Origin of the sequence: Janthinobacterium sp. CG_23.4 (genome assembly GCF_029892305.1) — a bacterium.
GTDB lineage: Bacteria > Pseudomonadota > Gammaproteobacteria > Burkholderiales > Burkholderiaceae_D > Janthinobacterium > Janthinobacterium lividum_D.
In genome coordinates, this window is sequence record NZ_JARXUX010000001.1 from 1,338,287 (window position 1) to 1,354,009 (window position 15,723).

11 protein-coding genes and 1 tRNA gene are annotated in these 15,723 nt (G+C 60.7%); 8 read left to right on the top strand and 4 right to left on the bottom strand.

The window, feature by feature from the left end:
* Nucleotides 1-65 precede the first annotated feature (65 nt).
* Entirely contained in the window at nucleotides 66-1,214 is a 1,149-nt protein-coding gene (locus H4V96_RS05945; protein WP_280720758.1) for an esterase-like activity of phytase family protein, read from the top strand.
* Here the strand turns inward: H4V96_RS05945 and H4V96_RS05950 are convergent.
* From H4V96_RS05950 to H4V96_RS05965, 4 genes are all read right to left on the bottom strand, one after another.
* A complete protein-coding gene (locus H4V96_RS05950; protein ID WP_196856117.1) occupies nucleotides 1,183-3,342 on the bottom strand; it encodes an EAL domain-containing protein in 2,160 nt (719 codons plus the stop codon). The two genes, H4V96_RS05945 and H4V96_RS05950, sit on opposite strands and share 32 nt — an antisense overlap.
* Before the next feature lies 1 nt (nucleotide 3,343).
* Nucleotides 3,344-6,244 (bottom strand): hybrid sensor histidine kinase/response regulator, encoded by a 2,901-nt coding sequence (locus tag H4V96_RS05955; protein ID WP_196856116.1) that lies wholly within the window; start codon nucleotides 6,242-6,244, stop codon nucleotides 3,344-3,346.
* A 253-nt stretch (nucleotides 6,245-6,497) separates the two neighbouring features.
* Nucleotides 6,498-6,698 (bottom strand): YbdD/YjiX family protein, encoded by a 201-nt coding sequence (locus H4V96_RS05960; RefSeq protein ID WP_010396213.1) that lies wholly within the window; start codon nucleotides 6,696-6,698, stop codon nucleotides 6,498-6,500.
* Nucleotides 6,698-8,758: a carbon starvation CstA family protein gene (locus tag H4V96_RS05965; RefSeq protein WP_010396216.1), complete on the bottom strand. Its 2,061-nt coding sequence runs from the start codon at nucleotides 8,756-8,758 to the stop codon at nucleotides 6,698-6,700. The genes H4V96_RS05960 and H4V96_RS05965 overlap by 1 nt, the downstream gene beginning before the upstream one ends.
* A gap of 244 nt (nucleotides 8,759-9,002) precedes the next feature.
* On the opposite strand from H4V96_RS05965, the gene H4V96_RS05970 reads away from it, so the two are divergent.
* The 7 genes from H4V96_RS05970 to H4V96_RS06000 all read left to right on the top strand — a co-directional run bounded on the left by H4V96_RS05970 (nucleotide 9,003) and on the right by H4V96_RS06000 (nucleotide 15,705).
* On the top strand, nucleotides 9,003-10,373 hold the full coding sequence (locus H4V96_RS05970) for a cache domain-containing protein (RefSeq protein ID WP_070345531.1): 1,371 nt from the start codon (nucleotides 9,003-9,005) through the stop codon (nucleotides 10,371-10,373).
* A 13-nt stretch (nucleotides 10,374-10,386) separates the two neighbouring features.
* The gene (locus H4V96_RS05975; protein ID WP_010396220.1) at nucleotides 10,387-11,016 is read left to right on the top strand and encodes a response regulator transcription factor; all 630 of its coding nucleotides are present in this window, start codon (nucleotides 10,387-10,389) and stop codon (nucleotides 11,014-11,016) included.
* 270 nt (nucleotides 11,017-11,286) lie between these two features.
* Nucleotides 11,287-12,459, top strand: coding sequence for an HDOD domain-containing protein (locus tag H4V96_RS05980; protein ID WP_196856115.1), 1,173 nt, complete (start codon nucleotides 11,287-11,289; stop codon nucleotides 12,457-12,459).
* 1 nt (nucleotide 12,460) lies between these two features.
* The gene (locus H4V96_RS05985) at nucleotides 12,461-14,506 is read left to right on the top strand and encodes an EAL domain-containing protein (RefSeq protein ID WP_196856114.1); all 2,046 of its coding nucleotides are present in this window, start codon (nucleotides 12,461-12,463) and stop codon (nucleotides 14,504-14,506) included.
* Nucleotides 14,507-14,626: 120 nt separating this feature from the next.
* Nucleotides 14,627-14,716, top strand: a tRNA-Ser gene (locus tag H4V96_RS05990).
* 386 nt (nucleotides 14,717-15,102) lie between these two features.
* Nucleotides 15,103-15,315 (top strand): hypothetical protein, encoded by a 213-nt coding sequence (locus H4V96_RS05995; protein ID WP_280720759.1) that lies wholly within the window; start codon nucleotides 15,103-15,105, stop codon nucleotides 15,313-15,315.
* Nucleotides 15,316-15,324: 9 nt separating this feature from the next.
* Complete coding sequence (locus H4V96_RS06000; protein WP_280720760.1) at nucleotides 15,325-15,705, top strand: hypothetical protein; 381 nt, start codon at nucleotides 15,325-15,327, stop codon at nucleotides 15,703-15,705.
* Nucleotides 15,706-15,723 lie beyond the last annotated feature (18 nt).

The following is a 15,723-nucleotide window of genomic DNA, read 5'->3' on the forward strand; positions in this document are numbered from 1 at the left end:
GACTGGGGTCGGACCCTAAGGGTCCGACCCCAGATTGTGCCCTTTGGTTTTAATAAAGGAATTTAGTGAAGCAGTCGTCCCTCCTTGCCCTGCGCGCGCGCCTGATCCCCGCGCTAGCCGTATCCATCCTTCTCAGCGCCTGTGCCAGCTTCCCGCATGAGGCGCCGATTGCCGGCCTGCGCCTGATCGGCGAGCAGCGCATCGACTTGAAACAGGCATTCCAGGGCACCACGGTGGGCGGCTTGTCCGGCATCGATTATGATGCGGTGAAGAATAACTGGGTGATAGAAAGCGATGACCGTTCGGAAATCAATCCGGCCCGCTTTTACCGCGCCACCCTGGCCTATGACAGCAAGGCGTTTACCGGCGTGAGCCTGACCAGCGTGCATTTCTTCACGCAGCCCGACGGCAGTCGCTATCCGAACCTGGCGCATGCCAAGCTCGACACTGGCGACCAGGTGCCCGATATCGAAAGCATTCGCGTCGATCCGCAGGACGGCAGCCTGTGGTACGCCAGCGAAGGCAACCGCAAGGTAGGCTTGCACCCGTTCGTGCGCCATGCCGATAGCGAAGGGCGTTATCTGGCCACCTTGCCCACGCCCGCCATGTTCAAGGTGTCGAAGGAAAAAACGGGATCGCGCAACAACCTGAGCTTTGAAGCGCTGTCGTTTTCCGCCGATGGCAAGAGCCTGTGGCTGGGCATGGAAGCGGCCCTGTACCAGGATGGCCCGCCGGCCACGCCCGAACACGGTTCCGTGACGCGCATCACGCGTCTGGACCGCACTGGCAAGGTGCTGGCCCAGTATGCGTATCCGATTGAGCCGGTCGCTTCGCGGCCGGCACCGGGGCGCGAGGCGGACAATGGCGTGTCGGAAATCCTTGCCGTCAATGACCATCAGTTGCTGGTGGTGGAACGGGCCGGCGTGGAAAACGCCGAGGGCGTGTATGCCAATCATGTGCGTATCTACGCGATGGAAACGCAGGGCGCCACCGATATTGAGGCCCTGCCGGCGTTGGCGGGTGCCACGTATGTACCGGTGCGCAAACGATTGCTGCTGGACCTGGAAAAGATCGGCCTGGCGAAAATCGACAATATCGAAGGCATCAGCTGGGGCCCGCGCCTGGAAAATGGCCACCGCAGTCTGATAATGATTTCTGACGATAATTTTAACGCGCAGCAAGTCACGCAAATCCTTGCCTTCGAAGTACTCTAGTTTTGTCGCTGAGCAACTGGCCCGTCTGTCGGGCCAGCATGGCCGTGATCGTGTCGTGCGGCAAGGGATGGCCCAGGAAATAGCCTTGCGCCATGTCGCAGCCGTACTCTTCGAGCATCAGCAGTTGTTCGTCCGTCTCCACGCCTTCGGCCACGACCACCATTTTCAAGCCATGCGCCATGGCGATGATGGCGCGCGTGATGGCCGCGTTTTCTGTGTCTTGCGGCAAGCCGGCGATAAAACTCTTGTCGATTTTTAAGGCTCGCACGTCGAAGCGTTTCAGGTAATTCATCGATGAGTAGCCGGTGCCGAAGTCGTCGATCGACAGGTACACGCCGATGCCGCGCAACTGCTCCAGAGTCGCCATGGTGGCGCGCGCATCGTCCATCAAGGTGCCTTCCGTCAGCTCCAGCTCCAGCAGGCGCGCGTCCAGGCCCGTGTCGGCCAGGACCGAGAGCACGATCTGCATCAGGTTCTCATCCTTGAATTGCTTGGCCGACAGGTTGACGGCCATGCGGATCGCCCGTCCGCCATCGCCTTGCCAGGCCTTGGCCTGGTTGCACGCCGTGCGCAGCACCCATTCGCCGATGGGGACGATCAGTCCTGTCTCTTCGGCCAGCGGAATAAATTCCGTGGGTGAAATGATGCCCCGTTCGGGATGGCGCCAGCGCACCAGTGCTTCCACGCCGACGATTTGCGTGCTGGGCACGTCGATCTGCGGCTGGTACAGCAAATACAGCTCGTTGTTTTGCAATGCCTTGCGCAAACCGACTTCCATCTTGACGTGGCTCATGATTTCCATCGTCAGTGAAGAGCTGTAGAGCTTGGCATTGTTCTTGCCGCAGTTCTTCGCGTGGTACATGGCCGTGTCCGCATATTTGAGCAGCGAGTTGCAGTCCTCGCCATCTTCCGGATAGAGCGAAATGCCGATGCTGGCCGTGACGAAAATCTCGTGCCCCTCGATCATGAATGGTCGGCGCATGGCTTCCTTGACCCGGTGCGCCACGTTCAGCGCATCTTCCACCCGCTCCAGGTCGGGAATCAAGATCGTGAATTCGTCGCCGCCCAGGCGCGCCAGGTTGCTGCCGCCGAAGGTGGCTACACACTCGTGTTCGGCGTGCAGCACCAGGTCGCTGGGGCGGATGGTTTCATGCAGGCGCTCCGACACCACCTTGAGCAAATGGTCGCCCACGTCATGCCCCAGGGTATCGTTGATGCGCTTGAAGGCATCGAGGTCCATGAACAGGACGGCGAATTTCTTGTCGTGCTCTTTCGAGCGCTGCAGCTCGTGTTCCAGCGTTTCCAGGAACGCTTGGCGGTTGGGGATGCCCGTCAGGCTGTCGCAATAGGCGAGGCGACGGATCTGCTCTTCGGTGCGCTTGCGCTCGCTGATGTCGCGCACCAGGCCCAGCACCTCGTCGGTCCCCGTCGCGACCAGGCGCGCTTCAAAATGACGCGTGCTGTCTTCGTGCGTGAGTGTGTAGTCGACCGAGCCGATGTGCTGCGTGGCCAGCACGGCGTGCGCCTGGTCGAGCAGGCGCGCGGCAATTTCGGGCGGCAGCACGTCGCCGATATGGCTGCCCACGCAGTCACTGATGGAAAAGCCCGCGCTGGCCTCGTGGCCCTGTTCATAGTCGAGATAATAGCCTTCGCGGTTCAGGCGAAAGAAGGTGTCGGGAATGGCAGCGAGCACCGCGCGGTTGTGCGCGTCGGCGATGCGCAGCCGGGCGATGGCGTCGCTGGCGCGCAGCACGTATAGCACGCGGTGTCCGAGAATGGGCCAGTTGATGGGCTTGGAAATGAAATCCGTGGCACCCACTTCATAGGCGTGCGTGACCGCTTCCAGTTCGTCGCCGCCGGTGACCATGATGATGGGCACCGTGCCCCCGACTGCCTGGAGCCGGATTTGGCGGCACACGGCAAAGCCATCGAGGCACGGCATGTCGACGTCGAGCATGACCAGGTCCGGCTCGTTGTGTTTGTAGCTGGCCAAGGCTTGCACGCCGTCTTCGGCCTCGATCACGTCCAGGCCCACCTGCGTGAGCATTTGGCGCATCAGCAATCGCATCACGGGATCGTCGTCGGCGACCAGCACCAGGCCGCGTGGGGGGGAGAGGTGCGCTGTCATGTCAGTGTTCCTTCACGAGGATGGCGCTTAGCGATTCGCTGACGGCCAGGAAGGCTTGCTGCATCTGCTGCAGCAGGATAGCCGCGCCCTCGGTACTGCCGGCGTGGCCCAGTTTTTCCATCTCCTTGCACAACTGCGACAGGCCATCGGCGCCCACGTTGGCGCTGCCCGACTTGAGGCTGTGCGCCACCTTGCGCAGCGCCTGCGCGTCCGCGCCGGCAATCGCTGCGCGCATGGCGTTCAATTGGCGCGGCGTCTCGCCGACGAAGGCCTGGATGACCCGCTCAAGCAGGGCATCGCCATCGGTGCGCGACAGGGCGCGGATGTTGTCGAGCGCCTGCCGGTTCAGTGCCTGGCCCGCTGGCGGGGAGGCGGGCGGCGTCACCTCGGGTGGCACTACTGGCGGCGTTTGCGGCTGCGGCACTTCGCTGTGGTGCACGGTGGCTGCGCGCGGTAGGGTGATCCAGCGGGCGATCGTGTGGCCCAGGTCCTGCTGCGTGAAAGGCTTGCTCAGGTAATCGTCCATGCCCGCCGCCAGGCACGCTTCGCGGTCGCCCTGCAGTGCATTGGCCGTGATGGCGACGATGGGCAGCACGCGCGCGTGGCCGCACTGCTGTTCGTGGCGGCGAATTTCCGCCGTGGCGGCAAAGCCGTCCATCACGGGCATCTGGCAATCCATCAGTATCAAATCGAAATCCTCGGCCTGCGCCGCCTGCAAGGCTTCTTCGCCGTTACGCGCGCACACCACGTCCAGACCCAAGCTGTCGAGCATGGCCAGCGCCACTTCCACGTTGACGTGATTGTCCTCGGCCAGCAGTACGCGGCGGCGCTGGCGCCGGCCGGGATGGCGTACTGCAGGGCGCGCTGCGTGCGGTGCCACCAAGCGCAGGCTATCGCCGGCGCGCGGCGGCGTGACGATGCAGTCGAACAGGTCGCATTCGCGGGCTGGCTTGATCAGCTGGAAAGCCACGCCCGCCTCGCGCCGCTGCACCGGATCGGCCGCCGTGCGCTGCGTGCTGAGCAGCAAAAGCTTGAGCTCGGCCAGCAGCGGGTCGCTCTTGATGGTGGCGGCCAGGGCCAGGCCGCTGGTGCGCGGCAATTCCATGTCGAGCAGGGCCACGGCATACGGCGTGCCGGCCTGCGCGGCCGCGCGCAGCTTGCGCAGGCAGTCGCTGGCCGTGTCGGCGCTGTCGCTGACGATGTGCCAGCTGGCCAGTTGCCGCTCCAGCACGGCGCGCGTGGCGGGTGTATGGTCGACGATCAAGGCGCGTAATCCTCGCGTGGTTTTCAGGTTAAAGGACGGGTCGTCGCTGTCGACCCGCCGCTTATCGAAATTTACTTCGAACCAGAAGATTGATCCTTGCGTTAAAGCATTATCAACGCCGATAGTGCCGCCCATCAGTTCCACCAGCTGTTTCGAGATCGTCAATCCCAGGCCCGTGCCGCCGTGCTTGCGCGTGGTCGAGCCGTCCGCCTGCGAGAACGATTCGAAGATGCGCGCCTGCGCCTCGTTCGATACGCCGATACCCGTGTCGTGCACTTCGAAGCGCAAGCCCACGCCAGGCGCATCTTCGCTGCATACGGCCACTTTCACAGTGACCTTGCCCGTTTCCGTAAACTTGATGGCGTTACCGAGCAGGTTGACAATGATTTGGCGCAAACGGTATGGGTCGCCGCAAATGGCGATGGGGATATCAAACGCGATATCGAATTCCAGGCTGATATTTTTCGCCTCCGCTTGCGGTGTGAACACGTGTTCTATGTCATCGAGCAATTCGCGAAAATTGAAGCGGATGTACTCCACGCTGAGCTTGCCCGCCTCGATCTTGGAAAAGTCGAGGATGTCGTTGATAATCACCAACAAATTCTGCCCCGAGCGCTGTACCATGCTCGTGTAGTGGCGCTGCTGCGGGCTCAAAGCGCTGGCCAGCAGCAGTTCCGTCATGCCCAGCACGCCATTCATGGGCGTGCGGATTTCATGGCTCATGGTGGCGAGGAAGGCGCTTTTTGCCTGGCTGGCAGCCTCCGCCGCATCCTTGGCCTTTTCCAGCTGCGCCGTGCGCACGCTCACCTGGCGCTCGAGCTGGTCGCGATAATTGGCCAGGGTGCTGTCGCGGCTATCGATCTGCGCCAGCATATCGTTGAAACTGTCGATCAGCACGCCCAGCTCGTCGCTGCGCTGGTGCGCGATACGGTGGCTATAGGTCTGGCTGCGCGACACTTTTTGCGCCGTATCAATGAGCTTGGTGATCGGCTCGGCAATCACGCTCTTGAAGCGCCGCGCCAGGAACACGGCCACCAAAAAGGCAAATACGGTGGCGCCGACCAGGGCGCCCACGTGGCGCCCGATGTTACGCCACATGTGCTTCAAGTCCGCCTCGATCAGTACGGCGCCGATCAGCTGTTGCGCCTCGCCTGGCCAGTAGATGGGACGGTACAGACGCATGGCGGAGGTCAGCGTCGGGCCGCCGCCCTGCGTGATCGTCTGCTTGACCGGCTGCTTGACCGTCTGCGCGGCGATGTCGGCCAGCAGTGCCGGGTCCAGGTCTTCCGGCATGGCCAGTGCCCCCCGCTCCTTTTCATGCTGCGCCGAGCGGTACAAGGCGAATAGCCGTCCGTCCCGGTCGAACAGGGCCGCCTGGGTAATTTCCTCGCGCGCCGCCAGCGCCGCCAGCACTTGTTGCGCCTGTGGCTGCGCCGATGTTCCCGCCAGCAATGGCGCCGCGCTGGCCGCACCGATCACCTGCGCCAGCGACAGCAACTGCTGGCCTTCATCGCCCTTGTGGCTGAGTACGGACGTCAGCGCAAACGCCACGAACACGAGCAGCAGCGCGCAGCCCGACGACAGCACCGAGATCATGGTCAGCTTCTGACTGATGCTGGAGCGTTGGAAGTTGAACATGGTGGCGGCGCTTCTCCGGTTGACCTGTTGACTGTTTTTTAATGCCTATTGGAAAAATATAGACGTGAAGACACGTCCCGATGTTGATGTGGGTCTAAGGGAAGAGGGGGGAGGGGAACTAAATATAGTCGGGGTCGGACCCTTCGGGTCTGACCCCAGTATCTGCTTTGGGGTATGAAATCAAACCTGTCGCCAAGCTACAGGCAAACCCTGAAAAAAGCTGGGGTCAGACCCAAAGGGGCTGACCCCGGTATTAGCAACAACCGCCGCGTTTGCCGGCGCCGCCATAGCGCGCCTCCTGGCGTTCGCGGAAGAACTCTTCATACGTCATCATCGGCTCGCCGGGATGGGTCACTTCCCGGTGCGCCACGTAGGTGTCGTACTCGGGCAAGCCGCACATCAGCCGCATGCTTTGCCCCAGATACCGTCCAGCCTTGATGATCTCATCGATCATTATTGCACCGTGGGCATAGCCTGGAACGGTGTTTCCCTGGTGCTTGGCTTGCTGTCGGCGCGTGCCTTCATGACGGTGCGGATACCGAAGAACAGCACGCTGATCACGACGATGACGAAGAAGGCGGCCAGGCCGGCGTCCAGGTAATCGTTGAAGATGATCTGCTGCATCTGCGCTACCGACTTGGCTGGCGCCAGCAAGGTGCCTTGGTCGAGCGCGGCCGAGTACTTCTTCGCATGCGCCAGGAAGCCCACGCGCGGATTGGCGTCGAAAATCTTGTGCCAGCCTGCCGTCAGGGTGCACAGCAGCAGCCAGATGGTCGGCGTGATGGTCACCCAGGCGTACTGGCCCTTTTTCATCTTGAACAACACGCAGGTGCCGAGGATCAGCGCGATGGCCGCCAGCATCTGGTTGGCGATGCCGAACAATGGCCACAAGGTGTTGATGCCACCCAATGGATCGACCACGCCCTGGTACAGGAAGTAGCCCCAGGCCGCCACGCACAGGCCCGTGGCCAGCAGGTTGGCGATGACGTTTTCCGTCTGTTTCAGCGCTGGCACGAAGCTGCCCAGCAAGTCTTGCAGCATGAAGCGGCCCGCACGCGTGCCTGCATCGACGGCCGTCAGGATGAACAGCGCCTCGAACAGGATGGCGAAGTGGTACCAGAAGGCCATCATGGCCTGGCCGCCGATGGCGCCCGAGAGGATTTGCGCCATGCCAACCGCCAGGGTCGGTGCGCCGCCTGCGCGCGAAATGATGCTGTGCTCGCCAACGTCCTTGGCCGTTTGCGTCAGCATTTCCGGCGTCACATAGAAGCCCCATTGCGAGATCGCCTGTGCGGCGGACTCGGCCGTGGTGCCGATCAGGGCGGCCGGGCTGTTCATGGCGAAATAGATGCCCGGCTCAATGGTCGAGGCGGCCACCAGGGCCATGATGGCAACGAACGATTCCATCAGCATGGCGCCATAGCCGATGAAGCGGGCGTGGCTTTCGTTTTCAATCATCTTCGGCGTGGTGCCCGAGGAAATCAGCGCGTGGAAGCCGGAAACGGCACCGCAGGCAATCGTGATGAACAGGAAGGGGAACAGATTGCCTGACCAGACCGGGCCGGAACCGTCGATGAACTTGGTCATGGCCGGCATTTTCAGGTAGGGCGCGACGACGATGATACCGATGGCCAGGCCCAGAATCGTGCCGATTTTCAGGAACGTCGACAGGTAGTCGCGCGGCGCCAGCAGCAGCCACACGGGCAGCACCGAAGCGATGAAGCCGTAGCCGATCAGCATCCACGTCAGTTCCGTGCCCGTGAAGGTGAACATCGGGCCGAGAACGGCGTGTTCCTGTACATATTGGCCACCGATGATGGCCAGCATCAGCAGCACGAAGCCGATGATGGAAATTTCGCCGATGCGACCCACGCGGATGAAGCGCGAGTACACGCCCATGAACAGGGCGATGGGGATCGTCGCCATCACGGTAAAGCTGCCCCATGGGGAGCCGGTCAGTGCCTTGACCACGATCAAGGCCAGCACGGCCAGGATGATGACCATGATCATGAAGCAGCCGAGCAAGGCGATCATGCCGGGAATTTCGCCCAGTTCAGCCTTGATCAGGTCGCCCAGCGAGCGGCCATCGCGGCGCATGGAAATGAACAGCACGATGAAATCCTGTACCGCGCCGGCAAACACGACACCGGCCAGTATCCACAGCATGCCAGGCAGATAGCCCATCTGTGCTGCCAGCACGGGGCCGACCAGGGGGCCGGCGCCGGCAATCGCGGCGAAGTGGTGGCCGAACAGCACATATTTATTCGTCGGTACATGGTCGAGGCCATCGTTGTGCTTGAAAGCGGGCGTCATGCGGCGCGCGTCTAGCCCCAGCACCTTGTCGGCGATGAACAGGCTGTAGAAACGATAGGCGATCAGGTAGACGCAGACGGCGGCGATGACGATCCAGATCGCGCTGATCGGCTCGCCACGTTGCAGGGCGACGACGCCCAGGGACCCGGCGCCGGCTAGCGCAAGCGCTGCCCAGCCGAGCTGTTTGAAAATGCGGTTCATGCTTCCTCCAGAGATTTGACGGGCGCTATGCCGTGCGATGATGGTGTACTGTTCCTGGTCGTCGCCAGTTTGATGTTACTTTTGGTGTATTTACAGCTTATGGCGAGTATTCAGGAATCGTATAATTGCCGCAAGCGCACCACTACGCAGTAGCGATCAGTATTACTACGTAGGGTGGTCGCGGCCCGGCGACGTAAAATCACACATTCCCACCCGTATCCACGCCGCCGGAGCGCGCAAGGCCATGAAACTCAGACAGAAAGTCATCTTCCTGGCCATCACGCCGCTCATTCTTGCGCTGTGTGCCATCGCGTTTGCCGTGCGACACCAGGCGATCAGCCTGGCCGAGCAGCAGCGCGCCACCATCCAGCAGGCCTATCTGGCCAGCAAGGAAGCCGAACTCAAGCATTACGTCACCCTGGCCAGTCACTCCATCGCGCAGCTAGTCGAGTCGGGACGCAAGGATGGCGCTACGCAAGAGCAAGCCAAGCGCATCCTGTCGGCCCTCAGCTATGGCGACGATGGTTATTTTTTTATCTACGATTTGCAGGGTAATTCGCTGATGCATCCGCGCCAGCCCGAACTGGTGGGGCAAAATTTGTGGCAATTGCGCGACGCCGACGGCAATCTGACCATCCAGCGCCTGATGCGGCGGGCGCGCAGCGGCGGCGGCCTCGAGCGCTACAACTGGATCAAGCCGTCGACCAACAAGTCCGCGCCCAAGCTTGGCTATGTGATATTGATGCCAGAATGGGGCTGGATGATGGGTACCGGCATCTACATGGATGACGTGGACCAGGCGCTGGCCAAGGTCGACGCCCAGCAGTCGCGTAATATCCGCTCGACCATGGAATTGATCGCCGCCATCGCCATCCTCGGTTCACTGGTGGTGGCCGCCTGCGGTCTGGTACTCAATTTGCGCGAATTGCGCGTGGCCGATGCGAAGCTGAAAGTGCTGGCGCAGCGCGTGGTCGAGTCGCAAGAGGAGGAGCGGGCGCGACTGTCGCGCGACTTGCATGACGGTATCAGCCAGTGGCTGGTGTCCATCAAACTACAGATCGAGGCGGGCATCGCGCGCCTGGCCGGCAATGCTGAACAGAAAGAAAAGGCGCCTGCCACTTTCGAGCGGGCCGCCGATCAACTGAACAAGGTGCTCGGCGAGGTGCGGCGCATTTCGCACAACCTGCGCCCGGCCATTCTTGACGACCTGGGCCTGGCCGCCGCGCTCGACCACCTGGCGCATGAATTTAATGACAGCAGCAGCGTGCGAGCCAGTTTCACGGCCAGTCCGGCGGCGGCGGGCGAGGGCTTGCCCGACATGGTCAACACCGTGTTGTTCCGCATCGCCCAGGAAGCGTTGACGAATTGTGAGCGCCACGCCCACGCCAGCGGCGTGGAAGTGAGCCTGCACGAGGCGGGCAGGGCGGTCGAGTTGCGCATCGAGGATAACGGCGGCGGCTTCGATTTCGATGGCATCGCCCTGCACCCGCAGCGCGGCATCGGCCTGCGCAACATGACGGAACGCATGGAAGCCATCGGCGGCAGCCTGCACATCACTTCTTCACCGGCCGGCACTCTGGTGCTGGCGCGGCTCGGTCTTCCATCCACACACTGATAGATACGCAATCATGACCAAGACGATCAACATCCTGCTGGTGGACGACCATCCCCTCGTGCGCGACGGCTTGCGCGCGCGCCTGGAGGCGGTAGCGCATTTCGACGTGGTGGCCGAAGCGGGTGGCGCCGACGAAGCCTTAAGTCAGGCGCGCATGCATCAGGTGGACCTCGTGTTAATGGATATTAATATGCGCGGCACGAATGGGATTGAAGCAACCGCCCTGTTCAAGCAGGCGTTTCCGCAGATTGCCGTGCTCATCTTGTCCATGCACGACAAGCTCGAATATGTGTCGCAAGCCATCGCCGCCGGCGCGCGCGGCTATGTGCTTAAAGATGCCCCGGGGAAAGATATCGTCTTCGCCATCGAGACGGTGATGTCCGGCGGTATTTATTACAGCGCTGGCCTGGCGCGGCAATTGTCGCGCCCGCAAGTGCACGATTCCTTTCTCACCACGCGCGAACAGCAAGTGCTGCAGCACATCGCGGCGGGCCAGTCGAACAAGCAGATCGCGCGCGACCTGGACTTGAGCGTGCGCACGGTGGAGACGCACCGCCTCAATATCAAGCGCAAGCTGGGGATCGAGGGGCAGGCTGAATTGATCAAGTATGCGGTCGAGCATGCACATGGTGGCAGTGCCTGAGAAGGTGCGCGCGGTGCCGGGTCTGTGTCACGCAACGATACAACTGCATGACGCAGAAGACAGGCTGACAAGCTGAGAATTGCTTGACTTGCAAGGATTAGTCTCCCGGCGAACTGTTTTTTTTGAATATATATTGCTAAAATTAAACTGTTTCTTGAGTGAGATTCGGATAGAATGACCCTCGCTGTTGAAATGGCACCCCTGTCGGGCCAGGGATGCCTATGCTGTTCAGTTTACTTACTATGGCGCCCTACCCACACTGAGATACCGATGTCAGCGTCTGAATCAAACCTGTTTCCGTTGGTGGGATTGCAAGCAGTGTCCAATGCTCATAACGAGTGGGTCGCTGTCACCTTGCATGTACCGCAGGCCTCGATGGCACCACTGCTGGCGGCGCTAGGCGCTGCTGATGCGTATGCCTTCCTGGCACCGCTCGACTGCATCATTCCCTTGCTCGACCCGCATGGCGTGGACGAGGCCGTGCTGGCGCAACTGGCGCCGCAACGCACCATTTTCCGCTTGCCAGCGCATCTTGCCGGAGACAAGCAGATCCAGAAAAAATGCCAGCAATGGCGCGACGCTGGCTATCGCATCATTCTCGATGGCGCCGATGCCGGTCCCGTGGCGGCGGCGCAGGTCGACGCGCGCGCGCTGAGCTTTGACGCGGCCGGCGTCCGTCCGGCCCTGCATCAGCTGCTGCCCTTGCCGGGACCGCATCTGGCCTACAACATCGTCGACGCCGAACAGCTTGCCGAGTTGCGAGAAATCGGCGTGAGCTGGTTCGCCGGCGACTATGCCTTGCAGCATGCGCGCCAGAAAAGCACGCCGGAAGATGCGACGTCGCGACGCCGTGTGCTGGCGCTGCTGGGCCTGCTGGCCCGCGATGCCGACGCGCACGAACTGGAAGTGCCGCTCAAGCAGGACCCATCGCTCAGCTATCATTTATTGAAACTGGTTAATTCAGCCGCCTTCGGTTTCACGGCGCCGATTTCCAGCTTCAGCCAGGCTATCAGCTTGCTGGGCCGGCGCCAGTTGCAGCGCTGGCTGCAACTGCTGTTGTATGCGCGCCAGCAAGACGATGGCAAGATCCACGCGCTACTGCCGCTGGCGGCCGTGCGCGCGGCGCAGATGGAAGCGCTGTGCCAAGTGCGCGGCGGTGACCGCGACGCGCAAGACCTGGCCTTCATGGCAGGCGTGTTTTCCCTGCTCGACGTCTTGCTGGGCATGCCCATGCAAGCCATCATCCCGAGCCTGAACCTGGCGCCTGAAGTGAGCGCCGCCTTGCTGGAACGCAACGGCGAACTGGGCAACTTGCTGGCGCTGGTTGAAAGCGCCACGCCGTCGCCCGAAGCCTTGCGCCGCGCCGACATCGATGGAGCAAGCTATTGGTGCAGCCTGTTACAGGCCTACCAGTGGGCCATCCAGGTTAGCCGGAACCTCTAGCATGACCTTGCTGCCGGTGTCGGATTACCTCGGTGACAGCGCCGCCCTGTGCGATGCCGTCATGCGTTTGCGCGGCCCTGCGCTGGTCGATGAGCTGGGGCGTATCGCCAGCGTCGTGATGGCCAGCCCGCATGGACAGTTCCTGCCTGCGGCCAGCGTGGACGCCGCTGCACTGCCCGCGCTTTCCCCGTGCGATACACCGGCCTTGCTGCAGGAAATCAGTTTCGATGGCCATTGCTTCGGCCATTACCGCGTGGCGGGACGCAGCCTGTACGGCGACGCTGACCGGCGCCAACTGGCCAGCCTGGCCTCGCTGACGGCCGGCGTGCTGCAGGTGCATTCGCTGGCGCAACGCTCGACCCATGCCTTTGCGCAGGTTGAAGCCTTGCTGGCGCAGCAGACGCAAATCCTCGACCAGTTGCACGAATCGGTGCTGACGATGGACTTGACCGGCTACATCACCAGCTGGAACAAGGGCGCCGAACGCCTGTTTGGCTACACCTCGGTGGAAGCCGTGGGGCGTAATATTTTGTTCCTGTACGACGACGAAGATACGGCGTTCCACGACGCCTTCCTGGAGCAGGGCGGGCGCCTGATGGAGGTGCGCCGCCGAAAAAAATCAGGCGAGATCTTCTGGGCCAGCCTGTCCTTGTCGCCATTGCAGGATATGGACGACAAGCCGATCGGACTCATCGCCTACCTGACGGACATCACGGAACGCAAACTGGCTGAAGAGCGCCTGCATCACCTGGCCTACTACGACCCGCTGACGAGCCTGCCCAACCGCACCTTGCTGGCCAAGCTGGTCGACCAGGCCCTCTCCGTGGCGCAGCGCAGCAAGATGCTCGGCTGCGTGCTGTTCATCGACTTGAACCGCTTTAAGCTGATCAACGACACCCTGGGCCGGCGTATCGGCGATGAACTGCTGCGTCAGGTCTCCGTGCGTTTCCGCACGGTGTTGCGCGAGCAAGACCTGGTGGCGCGCCTGGGCGGAGACGAGTTCGCTGTTGGCCTGTTCGACATCAGCCAGCATTTCGAAGCCAGCATGGTGGCGCAAAAGCTGCTCGCTTCCCTGGTGCAAGCTTTCCTGATCGAAGGCCACGACTTGCGCGTGGGCGCCAGCATCGGCATCAGCGTGTATCCGCAAGACGGGCAAGACGCGGAAACCCTGCTGCGCCTGGCCGACATCGCCATGTACCGCGCCAAGCAGGACAGCGGCGGCGAAGCGGAAAGCGTGGCCTTCTACAGCCATGACATGAATGTGGGCATGCAGGCACGCATGCGCCTGGAAACAGGCTTGCGCCAGGCTTTATTAGAACAGCAATTGTTGCTGCACTATCAGCCAAAATACGCGCTGGCGAGCGGCCGCATCATCGGCGCCGAAGCGCTGGTGCGCTGGCTCCACCCGCAGCACGGCATGATCCCGCCCGCCGAGTTTATTCCCCTGGCCGAATCGACGGGCCTGGTAGTGCAGGTGGGTGAATGGGTGCTGGAGGCGGCCTGCGCCCAGGCGCAAGCGTGGAAACTGGCGGGCCTGCCGCCGATCCGCCTGGCCGTCAACGTCTCCGCACGCGAATTCACGTCAGCGCTGCCCGCCAGAGTAGCGGCCACCCTGGCCCGCTACGGCCTGGAGGCGGCCTGGCTGGAACTGGAAATCACGGAAAGCACGCTGATGCACAACATCGAGCGCGTAATCGGCATCATGGACCGCATCACGGCGCTGGGCGTGGCCCTGTCGCTGGACGACTTCGGCACCGGTTACTCAAGCCTGTCCTATTTGAAACGCTTCCCCATCGACACCCTCAAGATCGACCGCTCATTTACCACCGGCATCCCCACCGACGCCAGCGACTGCGCCATCGCCAGCACCATCATCAGCATCGCCCAGCAGCTGCACCACAAAGTGATCGCAGAAGGCGTGGAAACGGCCGAACAACTGGCCTTCCTGAAGAGTGCGGGTTGCGACGAAGTGCAAGGCTATCTGTTCTCGCGTCCGCTACCTGCGCTGGCGTTTGAAAGAGCGCTGCGGGAAAACTGGGGCTTATAGGGCTTCCGTTCATGATGCCAGCGCATACACAGACCCCGCCCCTTGCCGCGAGTAAAAATCAGCCGCCACCACCACTAGCCATTGGTAAGCCGCCGACCTTTATGTATAATGCTGCCAACAGGAAGCGTGGCCGAGTGGTTGAAGGCACTAGTCTTGAAAACTAGCGACGGGTTACACTGTTCGTGAGTTCGAATCTCACCGCTTCCGCCAGAAAAATAAGATAAGCCCTTGATTTTCAAGGGCTTATTTTTTTTCTTGCGTCTTTTTTTAATCTAATTCAAGCCATGCTTGCTACTCACAACGTTCTAGTTGCGGAAACGGTTTCCGCAACTGTCCAAAGTGTTGCTATTGTAGTATTCAAGTATGTACTCCTACCAGCCGGTAGTTCATTCATTCGCTAAACCGTTCAATTTGGGTACTTTTCCGGCCAAACTTTGCGGTTGACTTTGGCAGAAACTCACGTTCGTGATACGATGTGAAGCATCTAATCGGTCTAGACCGTGTTAGCAATACGTATTCGTAAGATGTTTTTGCATTCAACCGCATCCAATATTCATCCAAAGCGAATTCGCTTTTCATTGATAGGGAGGGGTATTATGTTTAAGTTCAGTATGTCAACCGACGAAAATTTCGCTTCTTTCCGCGATGGAGAGACTGGACGATTTGTTTTTGTTGACTCTTTTGATAACGAAGAGTTTAATGTCCGCTTCGGCACGCTTAGCGAGTCAAGGGAGTTGGGCGTTATCACAGCTAAATCTGATGAAATTCTCAACAAAAAATTACAAGAGCTCGTCGAGTACAATAGTTAAAGAATAACAATGACAATTTCAGCAGCAGATTTACATGGCCTTGAGCAACGAGTCAACGCAACGCTCTCTCAACATAACGCAAAATTTGTTATGACTGTGCATTTCTCCGCTGAGAGGCTGAACGATGCACGCAATGTACCGCCGCTGAATATTGCTGAGTTGGAGGACGTTTTCGTGCGTTTGATAGACCAGCACATCATGTCAATCCTTGTGCTCAACGACCAAGACACGTTCAATATTCGTTGTTCTCAGTCGCATATCAATATGCCTTGTGCTGTTCAGAAGACGTCGTCAGTGAACAGTGGCGTGACCCATAAAAATATCATCATCACAGTCATGCGTAAGAAAACATTCAAGGCTAAAGATCCTGTGGAATTCGTTGTTGCATGACATAGGACCAGCCCGGCC

What these genes read in the sequence shown, in the direction of transcription:
- H4V96_RS05980 (WP_196856115.1), top strand. Translation starts at nt 11,287, where the DNA reads ATGTCAGCGTCTGAATCAAACCTGTTTCCGTTGGTGGGATTGCAAGCA.
- H4V96_RS05955 (WP_196856116.1), bottom strand. Translation starts at nt 6,244, where the DNA reads ATGTTCAACTTCCAACGCTCCAGCATCAGTCAGAAGCTGACCATGATC.
- H4V96_RS06000 (WP_280720760.1), top strand. Translation starts at nt 15,325, where the DNA reads ATGACAATTTCAGCAGCAGATTTACATGGCCTTGAGCAACGAGTCAAC.
- H4V96_RS05995 (WP_280720759.1), top strand. Translation starts at nt 15,103, where the DNA reads ATGTTTAAGTTCAGTATGTCAACCGACGAAAATTTCGCTTCTTTCCGC.
- H4V96_RS05985 (WP_196856114.1), top strand. Translation starts at nt 12,461, where the DNA reads ATGACCTTGCTGCCGGTGTCGGATTACCTCGGTGACAGCGCCGCCCTG.
- H4V96_RS05975 (WP_010396220.1), top strand. Translation starts at nt 10,387, where the DNA reads ATGACCAAGACGATCAACATCCTGCTGGTGGACGACCATCCCCTCGTG.
- H4V96_RS05950 (WP_196856117.1), bottom strand. Translation starts at nt 3,342, where the DNA reads ATGACAGCGCACCTCTCCCCCCCACGCGGCCTGGTGCTGGTCGCCGAC.
- H4V96_RS05970 (WP_070345531.1), top strand. Translation starts at nt 9,003, where the DNA reads ATGAAACTCAGACAGAAAGTCATCTTCCTGGCCATCACGCCGCTCATT.
- H4V96_RS05965 (WP_010396216.1), bottom strand. Translation starts at nt 8,758, where the DNA reads ATGAACCGCATTTTCAAACAGCTCGGCTGGGCAGCGCTTGCGCTAGCC.
- H4V96_RS05960 (WP_010396213.1), bottom strand. Translation starts at nt 6,698, where the DNA reads ATGATCGATGAGATCATCAAGGCTGGACGGTATCTGGGGCAAAGCATG.